The organism is Pelomonas sp. V22, from assembly GCF_030014915.1.
GTDB lineage: Bacteria > Pseudomonadota > Gammaproteobacteria > Burkholderiales > Burkholderiaceae_C > JAUASW01.
On sequence record NZ_JAGIXS010000008.1, the window covers coordinates 143,262 to 166,087 of the forward strand.

The window sequence follows — 22,826 nt, forward strand, 5'->3', positions numbered from 1 at the left end:
GGCCGGGACTATTTGCCTATGCAAAAACTGCTGAAGATGACGCCCAGCAGCTCGTCGGCGGTGAAGGCGCCGGTGATCTCGCCGAGGGCGTCGTGCGCGAGGCGCAGCTCTTCAGCAAGCAGGTCCAGGGCGGGAGGCTTTTGCACCGAAACGGCATGGGCCATGGCCAGATGCTCCTGCGTGCGGCGCAAGGCCTGCACATGGCGCTCGCGGGCGATGAAGAGGCCCTCGGGCGTCGCGTGCCAGCCGACTTGCTGGAGCAAGCGCTGGCGCAGCGCGTCCAGGCCCGCACCGGTCTTCGCGGACAGGGTGAGCGCTGTCGCGGGCAGGTCACGCCCATGTGGAACGTCAGCCTTGTTGTAGACCTGCAGGATGCGGCTCGGATCGACGCCAGCGAGGCGCTCTGCAATCAGCTTGTCTTCGGCTTCGTAGTTGCTCTGGCCCAGGCGGCCGAGGTCGTGCAGGAAGAGCACCACGTCTGCATCGCTGATTGCCTCCCAGCTGCGCGCCACACCGATGCGCTCGACCTCGTCCTCGGTCTCGCGCAGGCCGGCGGTGTCGCTGATGTGCAGGGGCACGCCCTCGATCTGTATGGTCTGGCTGACCTTGTCGCGCGTGGTGCCCGGGATGGGTGTGACGATGGCCAGCTCGGCGCCGGCCAGCGCGTTCAGGAGCGAGCTCTTGCCGACGTTGGGTTGGCCGGCGAGCACGACCTTGATGCCTTCGCGCAGGAGCGCGCCTTGCTGGGTGCGATCCAGCACGCGGTCGAGTTGTGCGGAGAGGCGGGCGAGGCGGCCGAGGGCATCGGCCTGCTCGAGGAAGTCGATTTCTTCTTCCGGGAAGTCCAGCGTGGCCTCGACCAGCATGCGCAGGTTGATCAAGGCGTCGCGCAGCTTGCCGACTTCATCGGATAAGGCGCCCGACAAGGCGCGGCTGGCGCTGCGTGCGGCGGCCTCGGTGCTGGCATCGATCAGGTCGGCCACGGCCTCGGCTTGCGCCAGATCCAGCTTGCCGTTCAGGAAGGCCCGCTGCGTGAACTCGCCGGGCTCAGCCAGGCGCACCCGCATCTCAGCGCCGGCTTCCATGCAGCGTGCCAGCAGCAGCTGCAGCACGACGGGGCCGCCATGCGCCTGCAGCTCCAGCACATGCTCGCCGGTGTAGGAGTGCGGCGCCGGGAACAGCAGGGCCAGACCCTGGTCGATGGCATCGCCAGCGGCCGAACGGAAAGGGAGGTAGCTCGCCTCGCGCGCCTTGAGCGGCCGGCCGCAGATCGCTTCGACGAGGGGGGTCAGGTCTTGCGGCGACGAGACCCGCACGATGCCGACAGCCCCGCGCCCGGGGGCGGTGGCGATGGCGGCGATGGGGTCTTGGTGGCGAGCAAGCATCGGGCGATTGTCCCCGATGCTGTCTTTTGAATATGGCGCGGGGGAGGCCGGATCAGTTGCTTTCGTAAGCTCTGAACTCGCGCCTTCGATTCAGATTGGCTGTCGCCGCCCGGAATTCGCGCCCCGCATGAGCCCTATTAAAGGCGGCGGCCGGTCAAGAAAAAAGCCCCCAGACGCGGGGTGCGCTGGGGGCTTCGTGGCTTATTGCCGGCGGCAGGCTTACTTGTTGGAGACGCCCAGCTGCTTGTTGATCATCCATTGCTGGGCGATCGACAGGACGTTATTGACCAGCCAGTACAGCACCAGGCCGGCCGGGAAGAAGAAGAACATCACGCCAAAGGCCAGCGGCATGATCCACATCATCTTCTGCTGCATCGGGTCCGGTGCCTTGGGGTTCAGCGCAACTTGCAGCACGCTGGTCGCGGTCATCAGGATGGGCAGCAGGCCGATGGGCGCGCCCAGGAAGTGGCCGAACAGGCTGTCAGGCTGCGAGAGGTCGGTGATCCACAGGATCCACGGCGCACCGCGCATCTCGACGCTGGACAGCAGCACCCAGTACAGGGCCAGGAAGAACGGCATCTGCAGGAAGATCGGCAGGCAGCCACCGATGGGGTTGACCTTCTCTTCCTTGTAGATGCGCATCATCTCCTGCTGCATCTGCTGCGGCTTGTCCTTCAGGCGCTCGCGCAGCTCCTGGATGCGCGGGCCCACGGCCTTCATCTTGGCCATGCTGCGGTAGGCGCTGGCGTTCAGCCAGTAGAAGGCGATCTTCAAGAGCACCACCAGCACGACGATGGCCCAGCCCCAGTTGCCGATGATCTTGTGCAGCTGGTCCAGCAGCCAGAACAGCGGCTGCGACAGCGCCTTGAAGATGCCGTAGTCCTTGACCAGTTGCAGGCCCGGTGCCAGCTCGGCCAGCTTGTTTTCTTCCTGCGGGCCGACGAAGAGCTGGTCTTCGGTGGTGGCCGAGGCGCCCGGAGCCAGCTGGCTCAGCGGGAACACCATGCCCACCGCGTACTGCGGCGTGGCCACGTCGGGCTGCTTGCGCACGAAGAAGCCGCGGTCGCCCTTGGCATTGCGCAGCCAGGCGCTGGTGAAGTAATGCTGGACCATGGCGACCCAGCCGTCTTCGGCGCGGGTCTCGAAGGTGGCCTTGCCCTTGTCGATGTCGGCGAACTCGATCTTCTGGAACTTGGACTTGTCCGTGTAGACCGCCGGGCCGGTGAAGGAGTTGGGCGCCATCGACGAGGCCTTGGCCTCGACATGGCCATCGCGGCGCAACTGCACGTAGAGCTGCGGCGTCACGGCGGCGGCCGAGGTGTTCTGCACCTCGTGCTTGACCGTCACCACGTACTCGCCGCGCTTGAAGGTGTAGGTCTTGACCAGCTTCAGGCCGCCAGCCTCGGGCGACTCGAAACGCACGCTCAGCGCGTTGGCACCGTCCTTCAGCTCGCGCTCGCCGGGCTGCACGCTCATCAGCGTCAGGTGCGAGGGCGCGTCGGCCACGCCGGTCAGGCCGGTCTCGGCCTTGTAGAAGCGGCCGTTGGCGTCGTCCAGCACGACCACGTGGCCGCTGCGGTCAGCGCTGTCCTTGTGCTTCAGCAGCTCGACGCGGACCAGGCTGCCGCCCTGGGTGTCCAGCGTGGCCTTGATCAGGTCGGTGCTGATTTCAAACTTCTCACCCACCACGGCGGCCGAGGCTGCCGGGGCTACGCCCGGAGCTGCCGCAATGGCGCCAGAGGCCGCCGCAGCGACCGGCACGCTGGCGGCGCTGCCAGCGGCCGAAGCCTGCTTGGCCACCGGCGCGGGGCTGAACATCGACGGGTGACCGTTGTGCTTCTGCCAGCCGTCCCAGAGCAGGACGAGCGACATGGTGAACACCACCCAGAGCACGGTGCGGCGTATATCAGTCATGAGGAGGCTTCAGGATTGGTAGGGGATCGGGAATCGTCCGTCCGGCGCAGCAGCCGGCTGAACAACTTGGGGGGATGTTCGGGCACGCCATCATGGCCGCCCTCGCACCAGGGGTTGCAGCGCAGGATCCGATATGCGGTCAGACCGCTGCCCCACAAGGCGCCATGGCGCTCGAGAGCCTCGATCGAATAGGCCGAGCAGGTCGGATAGAAACGGCAGGAGGCGCCAAGCCAGGGGCTCAGCAGCAGGCGATAGCCCCGCACCAGGCCGATCAAGGCCTGTTGGGGAAGCTTGCGCAGGGAGAAAGCCATGGCCGCTCGGGGAATACCGGCTCAGGCCGCCGCGCTCGGCGCGGCCGGTGCTGCCGGCACCGCAACAGCCTGGGCGCCGCCTTGGCGCCTGGCCACGCGGCTGACCAGCTGTGCCAGCTCGCTGCGCGCGGCAGAGCGCAGCGCATCGGACGAGGCACTGACGAACTGCTTGCGATCGAACGGCGCGCGCAGCCGCACCACCCACAGGCCCGGAGGCAGGGTGGCGGCACCGGTCTCGAAGACCGCACGGATCTGGCGCTTGAACAGGTTGCGAGTCACCGCCCGCTTGGCGTGGCGCTTGGGCACCACGGTGCCCAGCCAGCAGCCCTCCACCGGCTTTTCGTCCACAGGTCTGTGGGCAGCCGGTGCAGCAGCTGTTGATAAGTCGGCCGCTGCTGTGGATAAGCGATAGGCCGGCAGACTCGGCTCCGCCGCCACGTGGTGGACTGCGAAGTGGCTGCTGCGGGCGCGGCTGGGGGTGCCCAGCACGCGCTCAAAGTCGGCCGATCGCACGATCCGGCCGATCATCTGTCTGGTCCCTTGGACTTAGACGGCCAGGCGCTTGCGGCCCTTGGCGCGGCGCGCAGCGATGACGGCGCGGCCGCCACGGGTCTTCATGCGGACCAGGAAGCCGTGGGTACGGGCGCGACGGGTCTTCGATGCTTGGTAAGTACGCTTCATTTTGCAACCTCTAGCGGGCTGTCAAGCCCAGGGGGACGTCCTGCGGACGCACGGTGGATAAGGGACGCCCAATCATTCAAGGGCTCATCAAGCCCCTCATGGGTTCGCTGGGTAGCGGTCACGGGCGCTTGAGGTGACTGGCCTTGAGGCCCCAATGAAGAGACCCTTCAGCCAAACCACGCGCCCACGCAAATCCGTCCGGCGTCCTGGAAAACCCGCGATTACACCAAAGATTGCGGGCAGGGTCAATGCGAGGGTTGGCCCGGGTGGGGATTTCAAGGGCTTGACCCTCTAAAAAATTCTGTGGATAACCCCGGTCTGGCCGGCTTCGAATCCGTACAATCCGGCCGCTCAAGAATAAGTTTTCCACAATGAGCCTAGACCTCTGGCAGCGCGGCTGTGAACGCCTGGCCGCTGAGCTGCCCGAACAGCAATTCAACACCTGGATCCGGCCCCTGCCGGAGGCCGAGGTGCAGGACGCGGGAGGAGCGGACGGCATCGTCGTCTCGCTGCGCGTCCCCAACCGCTTCAAGCTGGACTGGATCCGCAACCAGTACGCCGGCCGCATCGAATCCATCCTGACCGAACTGGCCGGCAAGCCCGCGAGGCTGGAGCTGGCCCTGGCCGCGCGTGAGGCCGGCGTGGCCCGCCCCGCCCTGCCGGCCAACCAGCCGGTGGCCGTAGGCCAGGTGCTGCACAACGGCCTGCGGCCCGTGGCGGCCAAGGTGCAGGAGCCCCTGCCCGGCATGGCCAGCGCACCCATGGCTGACGTGGCGGCCACACCTGCGCCGAGCGCCACCCGCCATCGCATCAACCCGGCCCTGACCTTCGACACCCTGGTCCCCGGCCGCGCCAACCAGATGGCCCGCACGGCGGCCCTGCACGTGGCCGGCGCGCCGGGTGCGATGTACAACCCGCTGTTCATTTATGGCGGCGTGGGCCTCGGCAAGACCCATCTGATCCACGCCGTGGGCAATGCCCTCCTGAAGGACAAGCCGGACGCCCGCGTGCTCTACCTGCACGCCGAGCAGTTCATCTCCGACGTGGTGAAGAACTACCAGCGCAAGACCTTTGACGAGCTCAAGGCCAAGTACCACTCGCTGGACCTGCTCTTGATCGACGATGTGCAGTTCTTCGCCGGCAAGGACCGTACGCAGGAGGAGTTCTTCAACGCCTTCGAGGCGCTGCTGGCCAAGCGCGCCCACATCATCATGACCTCGGACACGTATCCGAAGGGCCTGGTGGACATCGACGAACGCCTCACGAGCCGCTTCGACGCCGGCCTGACGGTGGCCATCGAGCCGCCCGAGCTCGAGATGCGCGTGGCCATTCTGATCAAGAAGGCCGAGGCTGAAGCCACGCCGATGCCGGAGGACGTGGCCTTCTTCATCGCCAAGAACGTGCGCGCCAATGTGCGCGAGCTGGAGGGCGCGCTGCGCAAGGTGCTGGCCTACAGCCGCTTCTCGCACAAGGAAATCAACATCCAGCTGGCGCGCGAGGCGCTGAAAGACCTGCTCTCGATCCAGAACCGGCAGATCTCGGTCGAGAACATCCAGAAGACGGTGGCCGACTTCTACAAGATCAAGATCGCCGACATGTACAGCAAGAAGCGACCGGCCAGCATTGCCCGGCCGCGCCAGATTGCCATGTACCTGGCCAAGGAGCTGACCCAGAAGAGCCTGCCCGAGATCGGCGAGTTGTTCGGCGGCCGCGACCACACGACCGTGCTGCACGCCGTGCGCAAGATCGGTGGCGAACGTCAGAAGAACACCGAGCTGAACCAGCAGCTGCACGTGCTGGAGCAGACGCTCAAGGGCTAAAAACTCCTCTGGTTTCCACCCTCGGGAACAACCCGATTCCTGGGCGACAATGCGCGCTGTTGCTCGCGCGCGCGTTAGTCAGAGTGGTGTGACCCGCCGCCCGAGCCCATGCCGAACAAGTGGAGAGAGGTTGACATGATTGTGTTGAAAGCCGCCCAGGACCAGGTGCTTGGTGCCTTGCAAGCCGTTTCCGGCATCGTCGAGCGCCGCCACACCCTGCCGGTCCTGGCCAACGTGCTGATCCGCAAGACCGGCTCGCAGATCGAGCTGACCACCAGCGATCTCGAGATCCAGGTGCGCACCACGGCCGAGCTGGGCGGCGACGCCGGCAACTTCTCGACCACCGTCGGCGCCCGCAAGCTGATCGACATCTTGCGCTCCATGCCGGCCGACCAGGTCGTCTCGCTGACCAGCAACCAGAACAAGCTGACCCTGCAAGGCGGCAAGAGCCGCTTCACGCTGCAGACCCTGCCGGCCGACGACTTCCCGCTGGTGCAGGAAGCCGCCGACTTCGGCCCGGTGTTCGCCGTGCCACAGAAGACGCTGAAGGCGCTGATCAACCAGGTGCACTTCTCGATGGCGGTGCACGACATCCGCTACTACCTGAACGGCATCCTCTTCGTCGCCGAAGGCAAGAGCCTCACGCTGGTGGCGACGGACGGCCACCGCCTCGCGCTGGCCCAGGCCACGCTGGAAACCGACATCCCCAAGCAGGAAGTCATCCTGCCCCGCAAGACGGTGCTCGAGCTGATGCGCCTCTTGAAGGACGGTGGCAAGGACGGCTCGGACGACCAGCCCATCGAGATGCGCTTCGCCGGCAACCAGGCCAAGTTCTCGTTCTCGGGCATGGAGTTCGTCACCAAGCTGGTCGAGGGCAAGTTCCCCGACTACAACCGCGTGATCCCCAAGAACCACAAGTTCCGCGTCACCCTCGGCCGCGCCCCGCTGCTGGCCAGCCTGCAGCGCGCCGCCATCCTCACGAGCGAGAAGTTCAAGGCCGTGCGCCTGTCCTTCGAGCCGGGCCTGCTCTCCATTGCCTCCAGCAACGCCGAGCAGGAGGAGGCCAAAGAAGAGATCGAGATCGACTACGGCGGCGACCTGATCGAAACCGGCTTCAACGTGACCTACCTGATGGACGCCCTGGCGAACATGGGCCAGGACATGGTCAACATCGACCTGAACGACAGCGCCTCCAGCGCGCTGATCACGATCCCGGAACAGACCGGTTTCAAGTACGTCGTGATGCCGATGCGGATCTAAGGTCAGACGAGAGATTGATAGACAGCGGGCGAGGATTCACATCCAGCCCGCTTCAATGCTTTTAAAGGGCGGCCCTCAAGCCGCCCGCGAGTGAGAGAGAGTTCCCGATGAGTGATGTGCCGAGCAACGAACAAAACCCCGAAGGCCTGACCGACAAGCAGCAGGCGGCCGTCTCTGCCGAAGCCTCCTCGGGCTCCGTCTACGGCGCGGATTCGATCCAGATCCTCGAAGGCCTGGAAGCCGTGCGCAAGCGTCCGGGCATGTACATCGGCGACACCTCGGACGGCACCGGCCTGCACCACCTGGTCTTCGAAGTGGTGGACAACTCCATCGACGAGTCGCTGGCCGGCCATTGCGACGACATCATCGTCACCATCCACACCGACAACTCCATCTCCGTCATCGACAACGGCCGCGGCATCCCCACCGGCGTCAAGATGGACGACAAGCACGAGCCCAAGCGCTCGGCCGCCGAGATCGCACTGACCGAGCTGCACGCCGGCGGCAAGTTCAACCAGAACAGCTACAAGGTCTCGGGCGGCCTGCACGGCGTGGGCGTCTCCTGCGTGAACGGCCTCTCGAAGTGGCTGCGCCTCACCGTGCGCCGCGACGGCAAGGTGCACCAGATCGAGTTCAAGCAAGGCATCCCGCAGGACCGCCTGATCGAGCTGGTGGACGGCGTGGAGACCAGCCCCATGCGCGTGATCGGCGACACCGACAAGCGCGGCACCGAGGTCCACTTCCTGCCGGACACCGAGATCTTCCAGCAGAACAACGACTTCCACTACGACATCCTGGCCAAGCGCCTGCGTGAGCTCTCGTTCCTGAACAACGGCGTGAAGATCCGCCTGGTCGACGAGCGCAACAACAAGGAAGACAACTTCGCCTACGCCGGCGGCGTGCGCGGCTTCGTCGAGTTCATCAACAAGGGCAAGAGCACCTTGCACCCCAACATCTTCCACGCGCAAGGCGACAAGATGTCGGACCAGGGCACCAACATCGGCGTGGAAGTGTCGATGCAGTGGAACGATGGTTTCAACGAGAACGTCCTCTGCTTCACCAACAACATCCCGCAGCGTGACGGCGGCACCCACCTGACCGGCCTGCGCGCCGCGATGACCCGCGTGCTGAACAAGTACATCGTCGACAACGACCTGGCCAAGAAGGCCAAGGTGGAAGTCGCCGGCGACGACATGCGCGAAGGCCTGGCCTGCGTGGTCTCGGTCAAGGTGCCCGAGCCGAAGTTCAGCAGCCAGACCAAGGACAAGCTGGTCTCCAGCGAGGTGCGCGGCCCGGTGGAGGAAATCGTGGCCAGCAAGCTGACCGATTGGCTGCTCGAGAACCCGATCGACGCCAAGATCGTCTGCGGCAAGATCCTCGACGCCGCCCGCGCTCGCGAAGCCGCCCGCAAGGCCCGCGAAATGACCCGCCGCAAGGGCGTGCTTGATGGCCTCGGCCTGCCCGGCAAGCTGGCCGACTGCCAGGAGAAAGACCCGGCGATGTGCGAGATCTACATCGTGGAGGGCGACTCCGCCGGTGGCTCCGCCAAGCAGGGCCGCGACCGGAAGTTCCAGGCCATCCTGCCCTTGCGCGGCAAGATCCTGAACGTCGAGAAGGCCCGCTACGAGAAGCTGCTCACGTCCAACGAAATCCTGACGTTGATCACGGCGCTCGGCACCGGCATCGGCCGCGGCGCCGGTGGCGATGATTTCAACCCGGACAAGCTGCGCTACCACCGCATCATCATCATGACCGACGCGGACGTGGACGGCGCCCACATCCGCACCCTGCTGCTCACCTTCTTCTACCGCCAGATGCCCGAGCTGGTGGAACGTGGCCACATCTACATCGCGCAGCCGCCGCTGTACAAGGTCAAGGTCGGCAAGCACGAGCAGTACTTGAAGGACGCGCACGACCTCGACGCCTTCCTGCTCAAGGTGGCGCTGCAGGACACGCACCTGCACACCGGTATCGGCGATGCGGTGCTGAGCGGCGAAGCGTTCGAGACGCTCGCCCGCCAGTACGTGCTGGCCGAAAGCGTGATCAGCCGCCTGTCCAACTGGATGGACTTCGAGGCGCTGCGCGTGCTGGCCAGCGGCCTTGCCATCAACCTCGACACCAAGGAAGCGGCCGATGCCGCCGCCGTGGCCATGCAGGCGGCCCTGCACGACGCCGAGGTCTCGGCGGAATACGACGCACGCACCGACAAGCTCTTCCTGCGCATCAGCCGCAAGCACCACGGCAACACCCGCTCGTCCATCATCAACGCCGACTTCGTGCACGGTGCCGATTACGAAGTGCTGGCCCAGGCCGGCATCACCTTCAAGGGCCTGATCGGCGAGAACGCTGTCGTTCGCAAGGGCGAGGGCGAAAAGGCCAAGGAAGCCCAGGTCACGGACTTCCGTGGTGCCATGGACTGGCTGATGCAGTTGGCCGAAAACTCCGTCGGCCGCCAGCGCTACAAGGGCCTCGGTGAGATGAACCCCGAGCAGCTCTGGGAAACCACGATGGACCCCAACGTCCGTCGCCTGCTGAAGGTGCAGATCGACGACGCCATCGAAGCGGATCGGGTGTTCACGATGCTGATGGGGGATGAGGTGGAGCCGCGGAGGGACTTCATTGAGACCAACGCGTTGCGCGCGGGCAATATCGACGTTTGATCGTCGCAAACGCACCCATACGCTGAGAGTCTGGGGCCCCAAGAGGCGAAAGCCTTTTGGGGCTCGTTTCTTTTTGGCCATCAGCACGAGATATTGGTAGCTCACGCCATGAGCCTGCTGGCTCATACATTCAGGGCTGGCGAGCCATCGGCACGCCCAAATGCCTGGAGCTTCGCCATGAATCCCGCCCAGTTGTCTGCCAAGTTTGTCGAGAAGATCCCGCTCTTTCGCGGCGATGCCAGCCGGGAGGTGGCCGCACATGCCCGACACATCGCGTCAGGTCATGTACTGAAGTTGCCGGCCACGGTGCAGGATCCGCCTCTCTTGCTTGCGACGAGCCCGGGTGAGGTCAACGAGCGATTGCTCCAGGCCTTGTTCGGCCAATGGCCTCCCGGTAGGCCTCGAGGCCGACGCGATGTCATCACGCCCATGAGCGGTGTTTCGGTCAGGTATGTCGACTGGTCTGAGTGGTGCGCCCTGTCTGGTCCAGACATCTCGTTGAGCGGCAAAAGCGCGCCATGAGCAAAACAGGTCAAGCCAAGCGCGGCAAGTACGAAGACATCTGCGAAGAACTCTTGCATCGGCTGAAGGCCGAGTCCTGCATCGTGCTGATCAATGGTGGCATTTACGGGAATGGCATGTCGTTCTCCTATTACGAGATCGCCGACAAGCCCGAATTGCTCCGCAAGCACGCAACCATGCTGGACATGAATGCAGCCGAGTTGAGACGCCAAGCCGGTGATGTCACCGAGCATTGAGCCTCACGCCTGCCCCTCAACGCCCGGCTTCGCCGGGCGTTGCCGTTTCTCGCTACCATGCATCGCACTTGCATCGCCCTGGGCCTCGCCGTCAATCCATTGACGCGCAAGCCACGTCGGGCTGCGATCACAGGGAGCACAACAACAATGCTGAACCGTCGGCAGTGCCTGCTAGCCAGCGCCGCCATAGGGGTGGCCGGGCCAAGCCCGGCCCAGCCCCCGGTCCTGCGCCACCTCGAAGTCCACCCCGCCGACGACTACGGCCGCTATGTGATCGAGCTGATGGGCCTGGCGCTGCAGCGCAGTGGCCTGCCGCATCGGCTGCAGGCAATGCCCAGCTTTCAGATCAGCCAAGGCCGCGTCGAGCTGGAACTGGGGCAGGAGAGCTCGCGGCTGGACCTGGTGTGGAGCATGACCAGCCGTTCGCGCGAGCAGGCCATCGTGCCGCTGCGGGTGCCGCTGGACCGAGGGCTGCTCGGCTGGCGCGTGGCCCTGATACGCCGGGAGGACCAGGCGCAGTGGCTGAAGCCGCCCACGCTGGCGGCGCTGGCGCTGCGGCGCGCCGGCCAGGGCCTGCACTGGCCGGACACCGAGATCCTGCGCGCCAATGGCCTGGATGTGGTCACGGCCTTGAGCGGCCGGCAGTTGCTCGACATGCTGCACCGGCGCCGCATCGACTACTTCCCACGCTCGGTGCTGGAGGTGCAGGGCGAGCTGGAAAGCTATGCGCCCTTGAATCTGGTCGTGGCGCCCGGCTTCGTGCTGCGCTATCCGGCGGCCAGCTACGCCTTCCTGAGCCCCAAGCTGCGCAAGCTCGCGCCGCCGCTGACGCAGGCGCTGGAGGCGCTGGTGCGCGATGGCAGCCTGGAGCGCGTGTTCCGCCGCCACTTCCACGCACGCTTGATGGCGCTGGGGCTCGCACAACGGCAGGTGATCGCGCTCAAGAATCCTTCGCTGCCCGCCGAAACCCCGCTGCAGCGCCCGGAGTTCTGGTGGTCGCCACGCGCCCATGCGACCTGATCCGCCAGACCGCAAACACCGTACAAAGCTCGGCCGTACGGCCATCCCGCCACAGCCCCGCCGGCCCGCATGTAACAATTTCCTCGCAAGCTCCCACTTTCCCAGCTGCTGACGCCGACCCACCCTCGCCGCGACCGTTGCAGATGTCATGCTCACGACGCGGGCCTCAGCCGCTCCGCATTCCCAGGCCTCGCCGGGCCACCCTCCAGCCCATGCGCCGCTCCCTGCGTCTCCACGCCTTCGGCCTTGCCGCCTGTCTGCTGCTGTCTTGCGCGGCGGCGCAAGCGCGCCCGGGTGACACCCTGGAGGTGCAGTTCCGCAGCATCAGCGTGCCCGAGAGCACGGTGCCGGCCATCGCCCAGGACCAGGCGGGCTTCATCTGGGTGGCCACCAGCAAGGGCCTGACGCGTTACGACGGCTACCGCTTGCGCCCCATCGAGAAGGAAGGCGAGACCCGCGCCCATCGCAGCCTGGGCTGGGTGCGCGCACTGGCGCCGGCCCGCGATGGCCGCATGTGGATAGGCACGGAATTCATGGGCCTGATGGCCTACGACCCGGAGCGCGACCAGGTCCAGGCCCATGGGAGCCCCCTGGGCGAGAACGGGCCCAAAGCGCCGGTGCGCGCCGTGGCCGAGGACGCCGAGGGCGCCGTCTGGATGGGCACCGTGGGCCAGGGCCTGTTCCGCTACCTGCCCGCCACGCGGCGTTTTGAAGCGCAGGACCTGCGCTGGCAGGGCGAGCCGGAGTCGCGCGTGCTGGCCTTGCGCGTGAGTCGCGACGGCAGGGTCTGGGCCGGCCATTGGCGCGGCCTGTCGGTGCGGCAGGGCGGGCGCTGGCAAGCTGTGGCCGGCATGGGCGCCGACAGCCCGGTGCTGGCGCTGACCGAAGCAGCCGACGGCCGGATCTGGCTGGGTACGCAGGACGGCCGGCTCGGCGTGGTCGAGGCGGGCCGCATCCGCTGGGTGCACGAGCTCAAGCTGCCGGTCCAGGCCCTGGCCGAGGGTGAGCCGGGCCAGCTCTGGGTCGGCACCAAGTCAGGTCTGTTATGGGTGGACATGGCGAGTGGCGCCATCGCCCTGCACCTGCGCCACGACCCGCGCCGCCGCACCGGCCTGGCCGGCAACGACATCAGCGGCCTGCTGCGCGACAACACCGGCACCCTGTGGCTGAGCGGCTATGGCCTCGGCCTGCAGCGCCATCAGCAGCATCCGGCCCTGGCGGTGCGCGGGCCCGATGCCGACCCGGCCAGCCCGCTGGCAGAGATCGACGTGCGCGTGCTCTTGCGGCTGAAGAACGGCGAGGTGCTGGCCCCCACGCAGAAAGGCGCCATCGTGCGCCTCGACGGCCGCCCCGGGGCCGAGCTGGCCACGCTGGGCCGCTGGCCGCGCGAGCGCACCAGCGTGGTGGAGGCGCTGGCCGAAGCACCGGATGCCAGCCTCTGGATGGCAGCCGGCGGCCGGCTCGAGCACCGCGCGGCCGATGGCCGCCTGCTGCGCGACTGGCCGCTCGACGGCGGCCGCGCGCAGCGCCTGCTGCTGCTCGCCAGCGGCGAAGTGCTGCTCGGCATGCAGGAAGGCCTCTACCGTCTGGCCAACGAGAAGGCCACAGCGCTGGAGCGCCAGCACCTGGCCGATGGCAGCCCGCTGCATGGCGGTATCTATGCCCTGATCGAAGACCGGGCCCAGGCCGGCATGCTATGGGTGGGCGGGCAGCAGGGCATGTTCCGCGGCGCCGTCGGCCAGCTGGCGGCGGTGCCGCAATCGCCGCGTGACAGCCTCGGCAACCCCATCATCATGGGCCTCCTGCAAGCACACGACGGCAAGCTCTGGGTGGACACGCCGGCCTCCGGCCTGCACCGCCTCTATGCCTGGGACGAGCAGGGCCGCGCGCGCTACGAGCGGATCGGCGAGCGCCATGGCACCGAGGGCGTGTTCGGCGGCAATCTGCATGAAGACGCGCAAGGCCGCATCTGGAGCCAGCTGAACGTCTACGACCCGAAGACCGACCAGCTCGACAGCATCGGCCCGGCCGAGGGCGCCGACTTTGGCACCTTCTGGTTCTTCGCCAGCACCACGCTGCAGGACGGCAGCCTGCTGTTCGGCGGCAGCCGCGGCCTGCTGCGCGTTCAACCTGAGCGTTATTCAATGGCGAACGTCAAGCCGCCGCTGGTGATCAGCGCGGTGCGGGCCGACGGCCAGACCTTCCATCCCGACAGCCTGCAGCAAGGCGTGGTGCTGCCCGCCGGCACGCGCACGCTGGGCGTGGAGTTCGCCGGCCTGGACTATGCGGACCCTGGCCGACTGCGTTACCAGTACCGGCTGCGCGGCCTCGACGCCCCCTGGACGCAGGCCGACGGCAGCGCCCGCAGCCCCAGCTTCGGCCCGCTCAAGCCCGGCCACTACCTGCTGCAGGTGCGCGCCTCGGCCCAGCTCTCGGGCGGCCACATGGCCGAGCTGGAACTGCCGGTCGAGCTGCGGCCTCTGTGGTGGCAAACCGCCTGGGCCCAGATGGCCGGCGCGCTGCTGGCCGTGCTCGCCATCGCCGGCTGGATACGCTGGCGCACCCGCCAGCTGCGCCGCCGCGAGGCCGAGCTGCAGGCTCTGGTGGACGAGCGCACGGCCGAGCTGCGCGAGGCCAGCCTGACCGACACCCTGACCGGTCTGCGCAACCGCCGCTACCTGGAGCTGCGGCTGCGCGACGACCTGCGCCTTTGCTCGCGCCGCTTCGAGGCCACCGCCCTGCCCGGCCCCGACAGCGACCTGCTGCTGATGCTGCTGGACCTGGACCACTTCAAGCGCATCAACGACGCCCACGGCCATGCGGCCGGCGATGCCGTGCTGGTGCAACTGGCCGAGCGCTTGCGCCGCGTGTTCCGCGAGACCGATTCGCTGGTGCGCTGGGGCGGCGAGGAGGTGCTGGTGCTGGTGCGTGAAACCAACCGGGACGATGCAGCCGAGCTGGCGGCGCGTGTCTGCGCCGCCGTGCGCGAGCAGCCCTTCGAGATCGGCGAGGGCCGGGTGCTGCACGTCACCACCTCGGTCGGCTTCGTGGCCTTCCCGCTGGACCCGCGCCAGCCCCGCGCCTGGGACTGGCATGCCAGCCTCGGCCTCGCAGATTCGGCGCTCTACGCCGCCAAGGCCAATGGCCGCGACGGCTATGTGGGCGCCACCAGCGCCGATGGTCTCGGCCCGAGCGAATCGCCCCGCGACCTGGAAGCCTGGCGCGACGAGCAGCGCCTGAGTGCCCGCATCAGTGGCAAGACCGTGGTGCGCTGAGGCGAGCGCCCTCCCCTCATCCAAGCATCATCAGACGGCGCCGCGCTGCTGCTGGCTCGCGTAGTAGACGGCCTTGCGGGCGCGCTGAATCTCGCCCAACGGCCGGTGCTCGGCCAGCCCATTCCACAGATCAAAGACGCCGGCCTCGCTCTCGCGAACCAAGGCAGCATCGAGCGCCTGGCGCGGCAGGCGCAGCAGCGCCACCGTGGTCCAGGGTGAGTCCCAGTCCACCGAGGGGTTCTCGATCGGCGTGCGCTGCTCGTTGATGAAGGGCTGCAGCTGCAGCTCCCAGCTCAGCTCGCTCTCGGCCAGCCGCCCCATGAAGTCGGCGCCCCAGTCCGCCTTGGCGCCCGGCTTTGCGCCGCCATTGGCGGGCGCCGGCAGCAGGCGCACGCGCACCGCATAGGGCCCGCAGGCCAGCGGCAGCACGGTGCTCAGCGGCTCGGTCGCAAAGCCGCCGAAGGGGCGTGTCGCGGTCTGTATCAGCAGCTTGAGCTTGGCCGGCAGGGCCAGCCAGCCGTATTGATGGACCAGGAAGCGCAGCACCGCGCCACCGCCCTGCGAGGCGGCCTGCACGAGGCCCACGAACTCGCGGCTGCTCTGGAACGAGAACGCCGTCTGGTTGATCAGCAGAAAGCTCTGGCTGTTCGCCTGCAGGCCTTCGCCCAAGGCCGAGGGGCCAGCCAGGCCCAGCACCTTGAGCGCGAGGCCGCGGATGTCGGGCTTGCTGTCGGCCTGGTGATCGAGGCCGCCATTGGACAGGCGCACGACCGCTGCGAAGCTGCCCGGTGCGGCGAACAGCCCATGGCGGGCAAAGTCCGGCAGGCCCTCGAGCACCTGCAGCTCACCACGCGCCGTGGCCAGCTGCTTGCGGTGCAGGGCGCGGCCGGCGCCGTACTTCTTGGACTTGCGGGCCTGGATGGCCTGGAAGATCTCCACATAGCCAGCGAAGCGCTCGGCCTCGTCGGGCTCGATCCGCTCCTTCCACCCTGTGCTTGCTGCCGATGCTGAACGGGTGGAAGAAGCGTTCGTCATACTCTAGGTCCTCTTGCTGCTGCTCAAGCGTTCGAAAAGCGCCAGCGCCTCGCCGACGATGCCGCGCCGGAACGCGAGCACGCACACGATGAAGATCAGGCCGGTCACGAGGCTGACCGACTCGCCAAGGCTGTTGAACCAGTTGATGCCGGTGATGTTGGCAATCGCCTGGCCCAGATCGCCGATCTTGTTCTCGAGCGCGATGATCACGAGCGCGCCGACCATGGGGCCGGTCAGCGTGCCCATGCCGCCCACGAGCGTCATCAGGATGACGAGGCCGGAGGTGGTCCAGATCGCATCGGTCAGCGTGGCAAACCCGAGCACCAGGGTCTTGGTGGCGCCGGCCAGGCCCGCGAGGCCGGCCGACAGCACAAAGGCCAGCAGCTTGAAGCGGTCCACGTCATAGCCGAGCGAGGTGGCGCGCGCCTCGTTCTCGCGGATCGAGGTCAGCACCTGGCCGAACGGCGAATGCACGATGCGGTAGATCAGCCAGAACGCCGCGATGAAGATCGCCAGCACCACGTAGAAGAGCGTCAGGTCGCTCTCCAGGTGCAGGCCGAACAGGCTGCCGCGCGGCACCGACTGCAGGCCGTCTTCACCGCCGGTGAACGAGGCCTGCAGGAAGAAGAAGTACAGCATCTGCGACAGCGCGAGCGTGATCATCGAGAAGTAGATGCCCGAACGCTTGATTGCCAGCAAACCGAAGAGCAGGCCCACGCTGGCCGCCGCCAGCGCGCCGAAGGCGAGGCCGAACACCGGCGGCAGGCCCCAGACCTTGAGCGCATGGCCGGCCGCATAGGCGGCCGTGCCGAGGAAGGCCGCATGGCCGAAGCTCAGGAGGCCGGTGAAGCCCACCAGCAAATTGAAGGCGCAGGCGAACAGCGCATAGCAGAGCACCTTCATCACGAAGATCGGATAGGCACCGAGCGCCGGCAGCAGGGCGATCGCGATGAACAGCAGCGCGTAGCCGGGCAGCGGGTTGCGGGTGAGGCGCGTGGTCGTCATTTCTCTTTTCCAAACAGGCCGGCGGGGCGCAGCAGCAGCACCAGGGCCATCACCACGAACACCACGGTGTTGGAGGCCTCGGGGTAGAAGACCTTGGTCAGGCCCTCGATCAGGCCGAGGCCGAGGCCGGTGAGGATGGAGCCCATGATGGAGCCCATGCCGCCGATCACCACGACGGCGAACACCACGATGATCAGGTTGCTGCCCATCAGCGAGGTCACCTGCAGGATGGGCGCGGCCAGCACGCCGGCAAAGGCCGCGAGCGCCACGCCGCCGGCATAGGTCAGCGTGACCATGGCCGGCACATTGACGCCGAAGGCCTGGACCAGCTTCGGGTTCTCGGTGCCGGCGCGCAGCTTGGCGCCGAGCGAGGTCTTCTCGATCAGGGCCCAGACCGCGAAGCACATGGTCAGCGAGGCCACCACCACCCAGGCCCGGTAGTTGGGCAGGATCATGAAGCCGAGGTTGGTGGCGCCCTGCAAGGCATCGGGCACCGGATAAGGCTGGCCCGAGACGCCGTAGAAGCTGCGGAACACGCCTTCGATCACGAGCGTGATGCCGAAGGTCAGCAAGAGGCCGTAGATGTGGTCGAGCTTGTAGAGCCACTGCAGGAGCAGCCGCTCGATCACGATGCCGAAGACGCCCACCACCAGCGGCGCCAGCACCAGCATGGCCCAGTAGGAGAGGCCCAGGTACTCGAGGCCCATCCAGGCCAGGAAGGCACCCATCATGTACAGCGCCCCATGGGCGAAGTTGATGATGTTGAGCATGCCGAAGATGACGGCCAGGCCCAGCGACAGGATCGCGTAGAACGAGCCGTTCACCAGGCCGAGCAACAGCTGCCCGAGCAGGGCAGGGAGCGGGATACCGAATAACTCTGTCATGACACTGCTCGGGATTGCTTCAGCTTACTTCTTGACCATCGGGCACTTGCTGTCCGCCAGCTTGGTGAAGGCTTCATCACCGGGGATCTTGCTGACGACCTTGTAGTAGTCCCAGGGCTCGGTGGACTCCTTCTGCGACTTCACCTGCATCAGGAACATGTCGTGGACGAAGCGGCCGTCTTCCTTGCGGATGGTGCCGCTGCTGTAGAAGTCATTGACCGGCGTGGCCTTCATCTTGGCCATGACCTTGTCGCCGTCGTCGGTCTTGAGCGCATCCACGGCCTTCAGGTAGTGCATGACGGACGAATAGTCGGCCGCCTGCAACGAGGAGGGCATGCGCTTCATCTTCTCGAAGAAGCGGCGGCTCCAGGCGCGCGCCTCGGGCGTCTGGTTCCAGTACCAGCTGTCGGTCACGTACATGCCCTCGGCAGCCTTCAGGCCCACCGAATGCACGTCGTTGATGAACATCAGCAGGCCGGCCAGCTTCATGCTCTTGGTGATGCCGAACTCGTTGGCGGCCTTGATCGAGTTGATCGTGTCGCCGCCGGCATTCGCCAGGCCGAGGATCTGCGCGCCGCTGCTCTGCGCCTGCAGCAGGAACGAAGAGAAGTCGCTGGCGTTCAGCGGATGCTTGACCGCGCCCACCACCTTGCCGCCGGCCTTGGTGATCACCTCGGAGGCATCGCCCTGCAGCGAGGCGCCGAAGGCGTAGTCGGCCGTCATGAAGTACCAGCTCTTGCCACCGGCCTTGACCATGGGGTTCACGGTGCCGCGGGCCAGGGCCACGGTGTCGTAGGCGTAGTGGATGGTGTACGGCGTGCAGGCGTCGTTCGTGAGGCGGGCCGAGCCGGCGCCGATCACGATGAAGGGCTTCTTGCGTTCGGCCGCCAGCGTGGCCATCGCGAGGGCCGTGCCGGAGTTGGTGCCGCCCACCAGCATGTCCAGGCCCTGCGTGTCGAACCATTCGCGCGCCTTGGCCGAGGCCACGTCGGCCTTGTTCTGGTGGTCGGCGAACAGCAGCTCGATCTTCTTTCCGGCGGCCATGCCCTTCATGTCGGCAATGGCCATGCGGATCGCCTCGACGCCACCGGCGCCGTCGATGTCGGCATAGACGCTGGACATGTCGGTAATGATGCCGATCTTGATCACGTCGCCCGAGACTTGCGCCTGGGCAAGGCCCGTTGTCAGGCTGCCGCAGGCGAGTGCACTGGCCAGGGCGATGCGCTTGAGGTTGCTGGTCTTCATCGACGGTCTCCTACTTTGTGGTCAATCAATCGGTCAAACAAACGTCAAACACTCAACAGCTCGTCCAGCTTGGACTGCTTGGCTGCCAGCTCGGCAGCCGGGAAGGACTCCACCACTTCGCCATGCTCGATGACGATGAAGTGGTCGGCCAGCGGTGCGGCAAAGCGGAAGTTCTGCTCCACCATCACGATGGTGAAGCCCTCGGCCTTGAGCGCCGTGATCATGCGGGCCAGGGCCTGGACGATGACCGGGGCCAGGCCCTCGGAGATTTCGTCCAGCAAGAGGATGTCGGCGCCGGTGCGCAGGATGCGCGCCACGGCCAGCATCTGCTGCTCGCCGCCCGAGAGGCGCGTGCCGGGGCTGTGCTTGCGCTCGGCCAGGTTGGGGAACATGGCGTAGATCTGCGCTTCGCTCATCGGCTTGCCGCGCTGGCTCTTCAGCGGCGGCGGCAGGCGCAGGTTCTCCTCGGTGGTCAGCGAGGCAAAGATGCCGCGCTCCTCCGGGCAGTAGCCGAGGCCCAGGTGGGCGATGCGGTGCGTCGGCAGGCCAATCGTCTCCGTGCCATGGACCTTGATCGAGCCCTTGCGGGCACCGGTCAGGCCCATGATGGCGCGCAGCGTGGTGGTGCGGCCGGCGCCGTTGCGGCCCAGCAGGGTCACGACCTGACCCTTGTTCACGGTCAGGTTGATGCCGTGCAGGATGTGGCTCTCGCCGTACCAGGCGTGCAGGTCTTTGATTTCCAGCGCCGCCGACATCAGTGGGCTCCCTGCAGTTCGGTCGCTTCGCTGCCCATGTAGGCCTCGAGCACGGCCGGATGCTTGGACACCTCGGCGTAATTGCCCTCGGCCAGCACGGCGCCACGCGCCAGCACGGTCAGGCGGTCGGCGATCTTGGAGACCACGCGCATGTTGTGCTCCACCATCAGCACGGTGCGGCCCTGAGCCACCCGCTTGATCAGGTCGGTCACGCGCTCCACGTCCTCGTGGCCCATGCCCTGGGTGGGCTCGTCCAGCAGCATCAGCTCGGGCTCCATGGCCATGGTGGTGGCGATCTCCAGTGCCCGCTTGCGGCCATAGGGCAGGTCGCCGGCGCGCAGATGGGCCATGTCCTGCAGGTCGACCTCTACCAGCAGCTCCATCACGCGCTCGTCGAGCTTGGAGAGGCCCGAGAGGCCCTTCCAGAAATGGAAGCTGGTGCCGGTGAAGCGCTGCAGGCCGATGCGCACGTTCTCCAGCACCGTCAGGTGCGGGAACACGGCCGAGATCTGGAAGCTGCGGATCACGCCGCGGCGGGCGATCTCGGCCGGCTTCTCGCCGGTGATGTCGACGCCGTTGAAATGGATGCTGCCGCGCGTGGGCGTCAGGAACTTGGTCAGCAGGTTGAAGCAGGTGGTCTTGCCGGCGCCATTGGGGCCGATCAGCGCATGGATGTGGCCACGCCGCACCTGCAGGTTCACGCCGTCCACGGCGGTGAAGCCCTTGAAGTCCTTGCTGAGGCCTTTTGTCTCGAGTATCAGTTCGCTCATGGGCTCTGACTTGTTTCCTCGTGCATGGGCACGCACTGCAGCCGATGAATGTAGGACTCTCTCAGCCCGGCCGCTCCCCGGACCTTCCCTTTACGTAGATTTGCACAAGGGTTTGCCCCGGGCGGTTTTGTCAGGCAGGTGTCAGGGCCCTTGCCTGCGCCTGTCTGCACTGGCCGGGCTGCCTGCCACGCGCACAAAAGCCGTGCACGGGCTTTGGCAAGCGGTCAGCGTCGGCCTAGGATCGGCGCTCCTTGTCATGAGCCTTTCCCGATGACGACCACCCTGCCCTTCAAGCGCTTCGCCCTGCTCGCCCTGCTGCCCCTGTGCGCCCAGGCCGCCCCCGATTTCGACCGCTGGGCCGAAGGCCTGGCCCTGGATCGCATGCGCGCCGAGCCCACGCTGGCCACCGTGCGCCAGTACCTGCCCGAGGCGGAGCAGCAGCAGCTCGACGCCAAGCTCACGCCCAACACGCCCGAGCAGCGCGCCGCCCGCATCGCAGCGGCCAAGGCCGCGCTGCAGCAGCTCCAGGGCTTCGACCGCAGCCAGCTCACGCCCCAGCAGCGCACCTCGGCGGCGGTGGTCGAGTGGTCGCTGCGCAGCACGGTGGACGGCGCGCCGTTTGACGACTTCGATTTCGTCTTCAGCCAGTTCCGCGGCCTGCATGTCAGCCTGGTGAACTTCCTGAGCCAGACCCACCCGATCCGCAACGAGCGCGACATCGCCAACTACCTGGCGCGCCTGCAGCAGGTGGCTGGCCAGATGGACAACGGCATCACCCGCGCCAAGGAGGCGGCCGGGCGTGGCTTCCTGATGCCGCGCTTCATCACCGAGGCGGCGCTCGGACAGTTCGAGCGCTTCCTCGCTGACCCGGCCGGCCGCAATGTGCTGGTGGCCTCGCTGGCGCAGCGCGCCGAGAAGCTGTCGGGCCTCGCCCCCGAGGCCCGCGCCAAGGCCCTGGCCGAGGCTGAGAAGATCACGGCCGAGTCCGTCATCCCGGCCTTCCGCCGCGCCCAGGCCTTGCTGAAGGAGCAACTCCCCAAGACCACCGACGATGCCGGCCTGTGGCGCCTGCCGGGCGGCGACAAGGCCTACGCCTTCGAGCTGCGCCGCAACACCACGACCGACTACACGCCAGCCCAGATCCATGCCATCGGCCTCGCTGAAGTGGCGCGCATCGAGGGCCTGATGGACGGCCTCCTGAAGCAGATCGGCTACAAGGACGGCACGGTGATGGCCCGCATGGTCAAGCTCGATGCCGACCTGCAGCCCAAGGAGGCCGAGCCCCGCCCCGCCCTGCTGGCCCGCTACGAGAGCCTGCTGCGCGATGCCGAGCAGCGCGCCAAGCTGATCTTCGACATCACGCCCAAGGCGCCGGTGGTGGTCAAGCGCGAGCCGCCCTTCACCGAGAAGACCGCTGCCGCGCACTACTCGGCGCCGGCCAAGGACGGCACGCTGCCCGGCATCTTCTGGGCGCCGCTGCCGGGGCCGGTGTTCCGCATGACGAACATGCGCACGCTGACCTACCACGAGGGCGTGCCGGGCCACCATTTCCAGATCGCCCTGCAGCAAGAGACCGAGAGCCTGCCGCGCTACCGCCGCGACTCGGTGTTCGCCGGCGGCTCGGCTTACGCCGAGGGCTGGGCCCTGTATTCGGAGCAGCTGGCCGTCGAGAACGGCTGGTATGACGACAACGGGGGCGACGTCCCCGGCCGCCTCGGCCAGCTCGATGCCGAGTTGTTCCGCGCCAAGCGCCTGGTGGTCGACACCGGCCTGCATGCGATGAAGTGGACCCGCCAGCAGGCGCTGGACTACGGCATCCCGGTGGCCGAGGTCGAGCGCTACGTGGTGATGCCCGGCCAGGCCTGCGCCTACAAGATGGGCATGCTGCACATCCTGGCCGAGCGCACCAAGGCGCAAAAGGCCCTGGGCGCCAAGTTCGAGATGAAGAAGTTCCACAACCTCGTGCTGCAGACCGGCAATGTGCCGCTGGCCGTGCTGAGCCAGGTCGTGGATGAATGGGTGGCCGCCCAGCAGAAATAGCGCGCAAC

Annotated in this window: 19 protein-coding genes; 8 read left to right on the forward strand and 11 right to left on the reverse strand. The window is 66.9% G+C overall.

What is annotated here, in order from left to right; genetic code table 11:
• Positions 1-8: 8 nt before the first annotated feature.
• The 5 genes from mnmE to rpmH all read right to left on the reverse strand — a co-directional run bounded on the left by mnmE (position 9) and on the right by rpmH (position 4,291).
• The gene (mnmE, locus tag J7U46_RS21595) at positions 9-1,385 is read right to left on the reverse strand and encodes a tRNA uridine-5-carboxymethylaminomethyl(34) synthesis GTPase MnmE (protein WP_282829294.1); all 1,377 of its coding nucleotides are present in this window, start codon (positions 1,383-1,385) and stop codon (positions 9-11) included.
• A gap of 219 nt (positions 1,386-1,604) precedes the next feature.
• Positions 1,605-3,299: a membrane protein insertase YidC gene (gene yidC / locus J7U46_RS21600; protein ID WP_282829295.1), complete on the reverse strand. Its 1,695-nt coding sequence runs from the start codon at positions 3,297-3,299 to the stop codon at positions 1,605-1,607.
• The gene (gene yidD / locus J7U46_RS21605; RefSeq protein WP_282829296.1) at positions 3,296-3,610 is read right to left on the reverse strand and encodes a membrane protein insertion efficiency factor YidD; all 315 of its coding nucleotides are present in this window, start codon (positions 3,608-3,610) and stop codon (positions 3,296-3,298) included. Before yidD ends, yidC begins: the two co-directional genes overlap by 4 nt.
• Before the next feature lie 21 nt (positions 3,611-3,631).
• Positions 3,632-4,138 carry a ribonuclease P protein component gene (locus tag J7U46_RS21610; protein ID WP_282829297.1) on the reverse strand — a complete coding sequence of 169 codons (507 nt, stop codon included), beginning with the start codon at positions 4,136-4,138 and terminating at the stop codon, positions 3,632-3,634.
• Between the two features lie 18 nt (positions 4,139-4,156).
• Positions 4,157-4,291 carry a 50S ribosomal protein L34 gene (rpmH, locus tag J7U46_RS21615; RefSeq protein ID WP_054021782.1) on the reverse strand — a complete coding sequence of 45 codons (135 nt, stop codon included), beginning with the start codon at positions 4,289-4,291 and terminating at the stop codon, positions 4,157-4,159.
• A 371-nt stretch (positions 4,292-4,662) separates the two neighbouring features.
• Between rpmH and dnaA the strand changes: the two genes are divergently transcribed.
• From dnaA to J7U46_RS21650, 7 genes are all read left to right on the forward strand, one after another.
• On the forward strand, positions 4,663-6,111 hold the full coding sequence (gene dnaA / locus J7U46_RS21620; RefSeq protein ID WP_282829299.1) for a chromosomal replication initiator protein DnaA: 1,449 nt from the start codon (positions 4,663-4,665) through the stop codon (positions 6,109-6,111).
• A gap of 135 nt (positions 6,112-6,246) precedes the next feature.
• Entirely contained in the window at positions 6,247-7,371 is a 1,125-nt protein-coding gene (gene dnaN / locus J7U46_RS21625) for a DNA polymerase III subunit beta (RefSeq protein WP_282829300.1), read from the forward strand.
• Between the two features lie 107 nt (positions 7,372-7,478).
• Positions 7,479-10,031 (forward strand): DNA topoisomerase (ATP-hydrolyzing) subunit B, encoded by a 2,553-nt coding sequence (gene gyrB, locus J7U46_RS21630; protein ID WP_282829301.1) that lies wholly within the window; start codon positions 7,479-7,481, stop codon positions 10,029-10,031.
• Between the two features lie 177 nt (positions 10,032-10,208).
• Positions 10,209-10,553 (forward strand): hypothetical protein, encoded by a 345-nt coding sequence (locus J7U46_RS21635; protein WP_282829302.1) that lies wholly within the window; start codon positions 10,209-10,211, stop codon positions 10,551-10,553.
• Positions 10,550-10,789 (forward strand): hypothetical protein, encoded by a 240-nt coding sequence (locus J7U46_RS21640; RefSeq protein WP_282829303.1) that lies wholly within the window; start codon positions 10,550-10,552, stop codon positions 10,787-10,789. The genes J7U46_RS21635 and J7U46_RS21640 overlap by 4 nt, the downstream gene beginning before the upstream one ends.
• 147 nt (positions 10,790-10,936) lie before the next feature.
• The gene (locus tag J7U46_RS21645; RefSeq protein WP_282829304.1) at positions 10,937-11,809 is read left to right on the forward strand and encodes a hypothetical protein; all 873 of its coding nucleotides are present in this window, start codon (positions 10,937-10,939) and stop codon (positions 11,807-11,809) included.
• Between the two features lie 212 nt (positions 11,810-12,021).
• Positions 12,022-15,084 carry a ligand-binding sensor domain-containing diguanylate cyclase gene (locus J7U46_RS21650; RefSeq protein ID WP_282829305.1) on the forward strand — a complete coding sequence of 1,021 codons (3,063 nt, stop codon included), beginning with the start codon at positions 12,022-12,024 and terminating at the stop codon, positions 15,082-15,084.
• Positions 15,085-15,114: 30 nt separating this feature from the next.
• On the opposite strand, the gene J7U46_RS21655 is transcribed toward J7U46_RS21650, so the two are convergent.
• The 6 genes from J7U46_RS21655 to J7U46_RS21680 are packed head-to-tail and all read right to left on the reverse strand — an operon-like array spanning position 15,115 to position 20,778.
• Entirely contained in the window at positions 15,115-16,119 is a 1,005-nt protein-coding gene (locus J7U46_RS21655) for a catalase (RefSeq protein WP_282829306.1), read from the reverse strand.
• Positions 16,120-16,122: 3 nt separating this feature from the next.
• Positions 16,123-17,124, reverse strand: coding sequence for a branched-chain amino acid ABC transporter permease (locus tag J7U46_RS21660; RefSeq protein ID WP_282829307.1), 1,002 nt, complete (start codon positions 17,122-17,124; stop codon positions 16,123-16,125).
• Complete coding sequence (locus J7U46_RS21665; RefSeq protein ID WP_282829308.1) at positions 17,121-18,008, reverse strand: branched-chain amino acid ABC transporter permease; 888 nt, start codon at positions 18,006-18,008, stop codon at positions 17,121-17,123. The genes J7U46_RS21660 and J7U46_RS21665 overlap by 4 nt, the downstream gene beginning before the upstream one ends.
• Before the next feature lie 24 nt (positions 18,009-18,032).
• Entirely contained in the window at positions 18,033-19,253 is a 1,221-nt protein-coding gene (locus J7U46_RS21670; protein WP_282829309.1) for an ABC transporter substrate-binding protein, read from the reverse strand.
• 44 nt (positions 19,254-19,297) lie between these two features.
• Entirely contained in the window at positions 19,298-20,008 is a 711-nt protein-coding gene (locus tag J7U46_RS21675) for an ABC transporter ATP-binding protein (protein WP_282829310.1), read from the reverse strand.
• Complete coding sequence (locus tag J7U46_RS21680; protein ID WP_282829311.1) at positions 20,008-20,778, reverse strand: ABC transporter ATP-binding protein; 771 nt, start codon at positions 20,776-20,778, stop codon at positions 20,008-20,010. The genes J7U46_RS21675 and J7U46_RS21680 overlap by 1 nt, the downstream gene beginning before the upstream one ends.
• A gap of 270 nt (positions 20,779-21,048) precedes the next feature.
• Here J7U46_RS21680 and J7U46_RS21685 point away from each other — a divergent pair, with 270 nt between their 5' ends.
• Positions 21,049-22,818: a DUF885 domain-containing protein gene (locus tag J7U46_RS21685; protein WP_282829312.1), complete on the forward strand. Its 1,770-nt coding sequence runs from the start codon at positions 21,049-21,051 to the stop codon at positions 22,816-22,818.
• Positions 22,819-22,826: the final 8 nt, after the last annotated feature.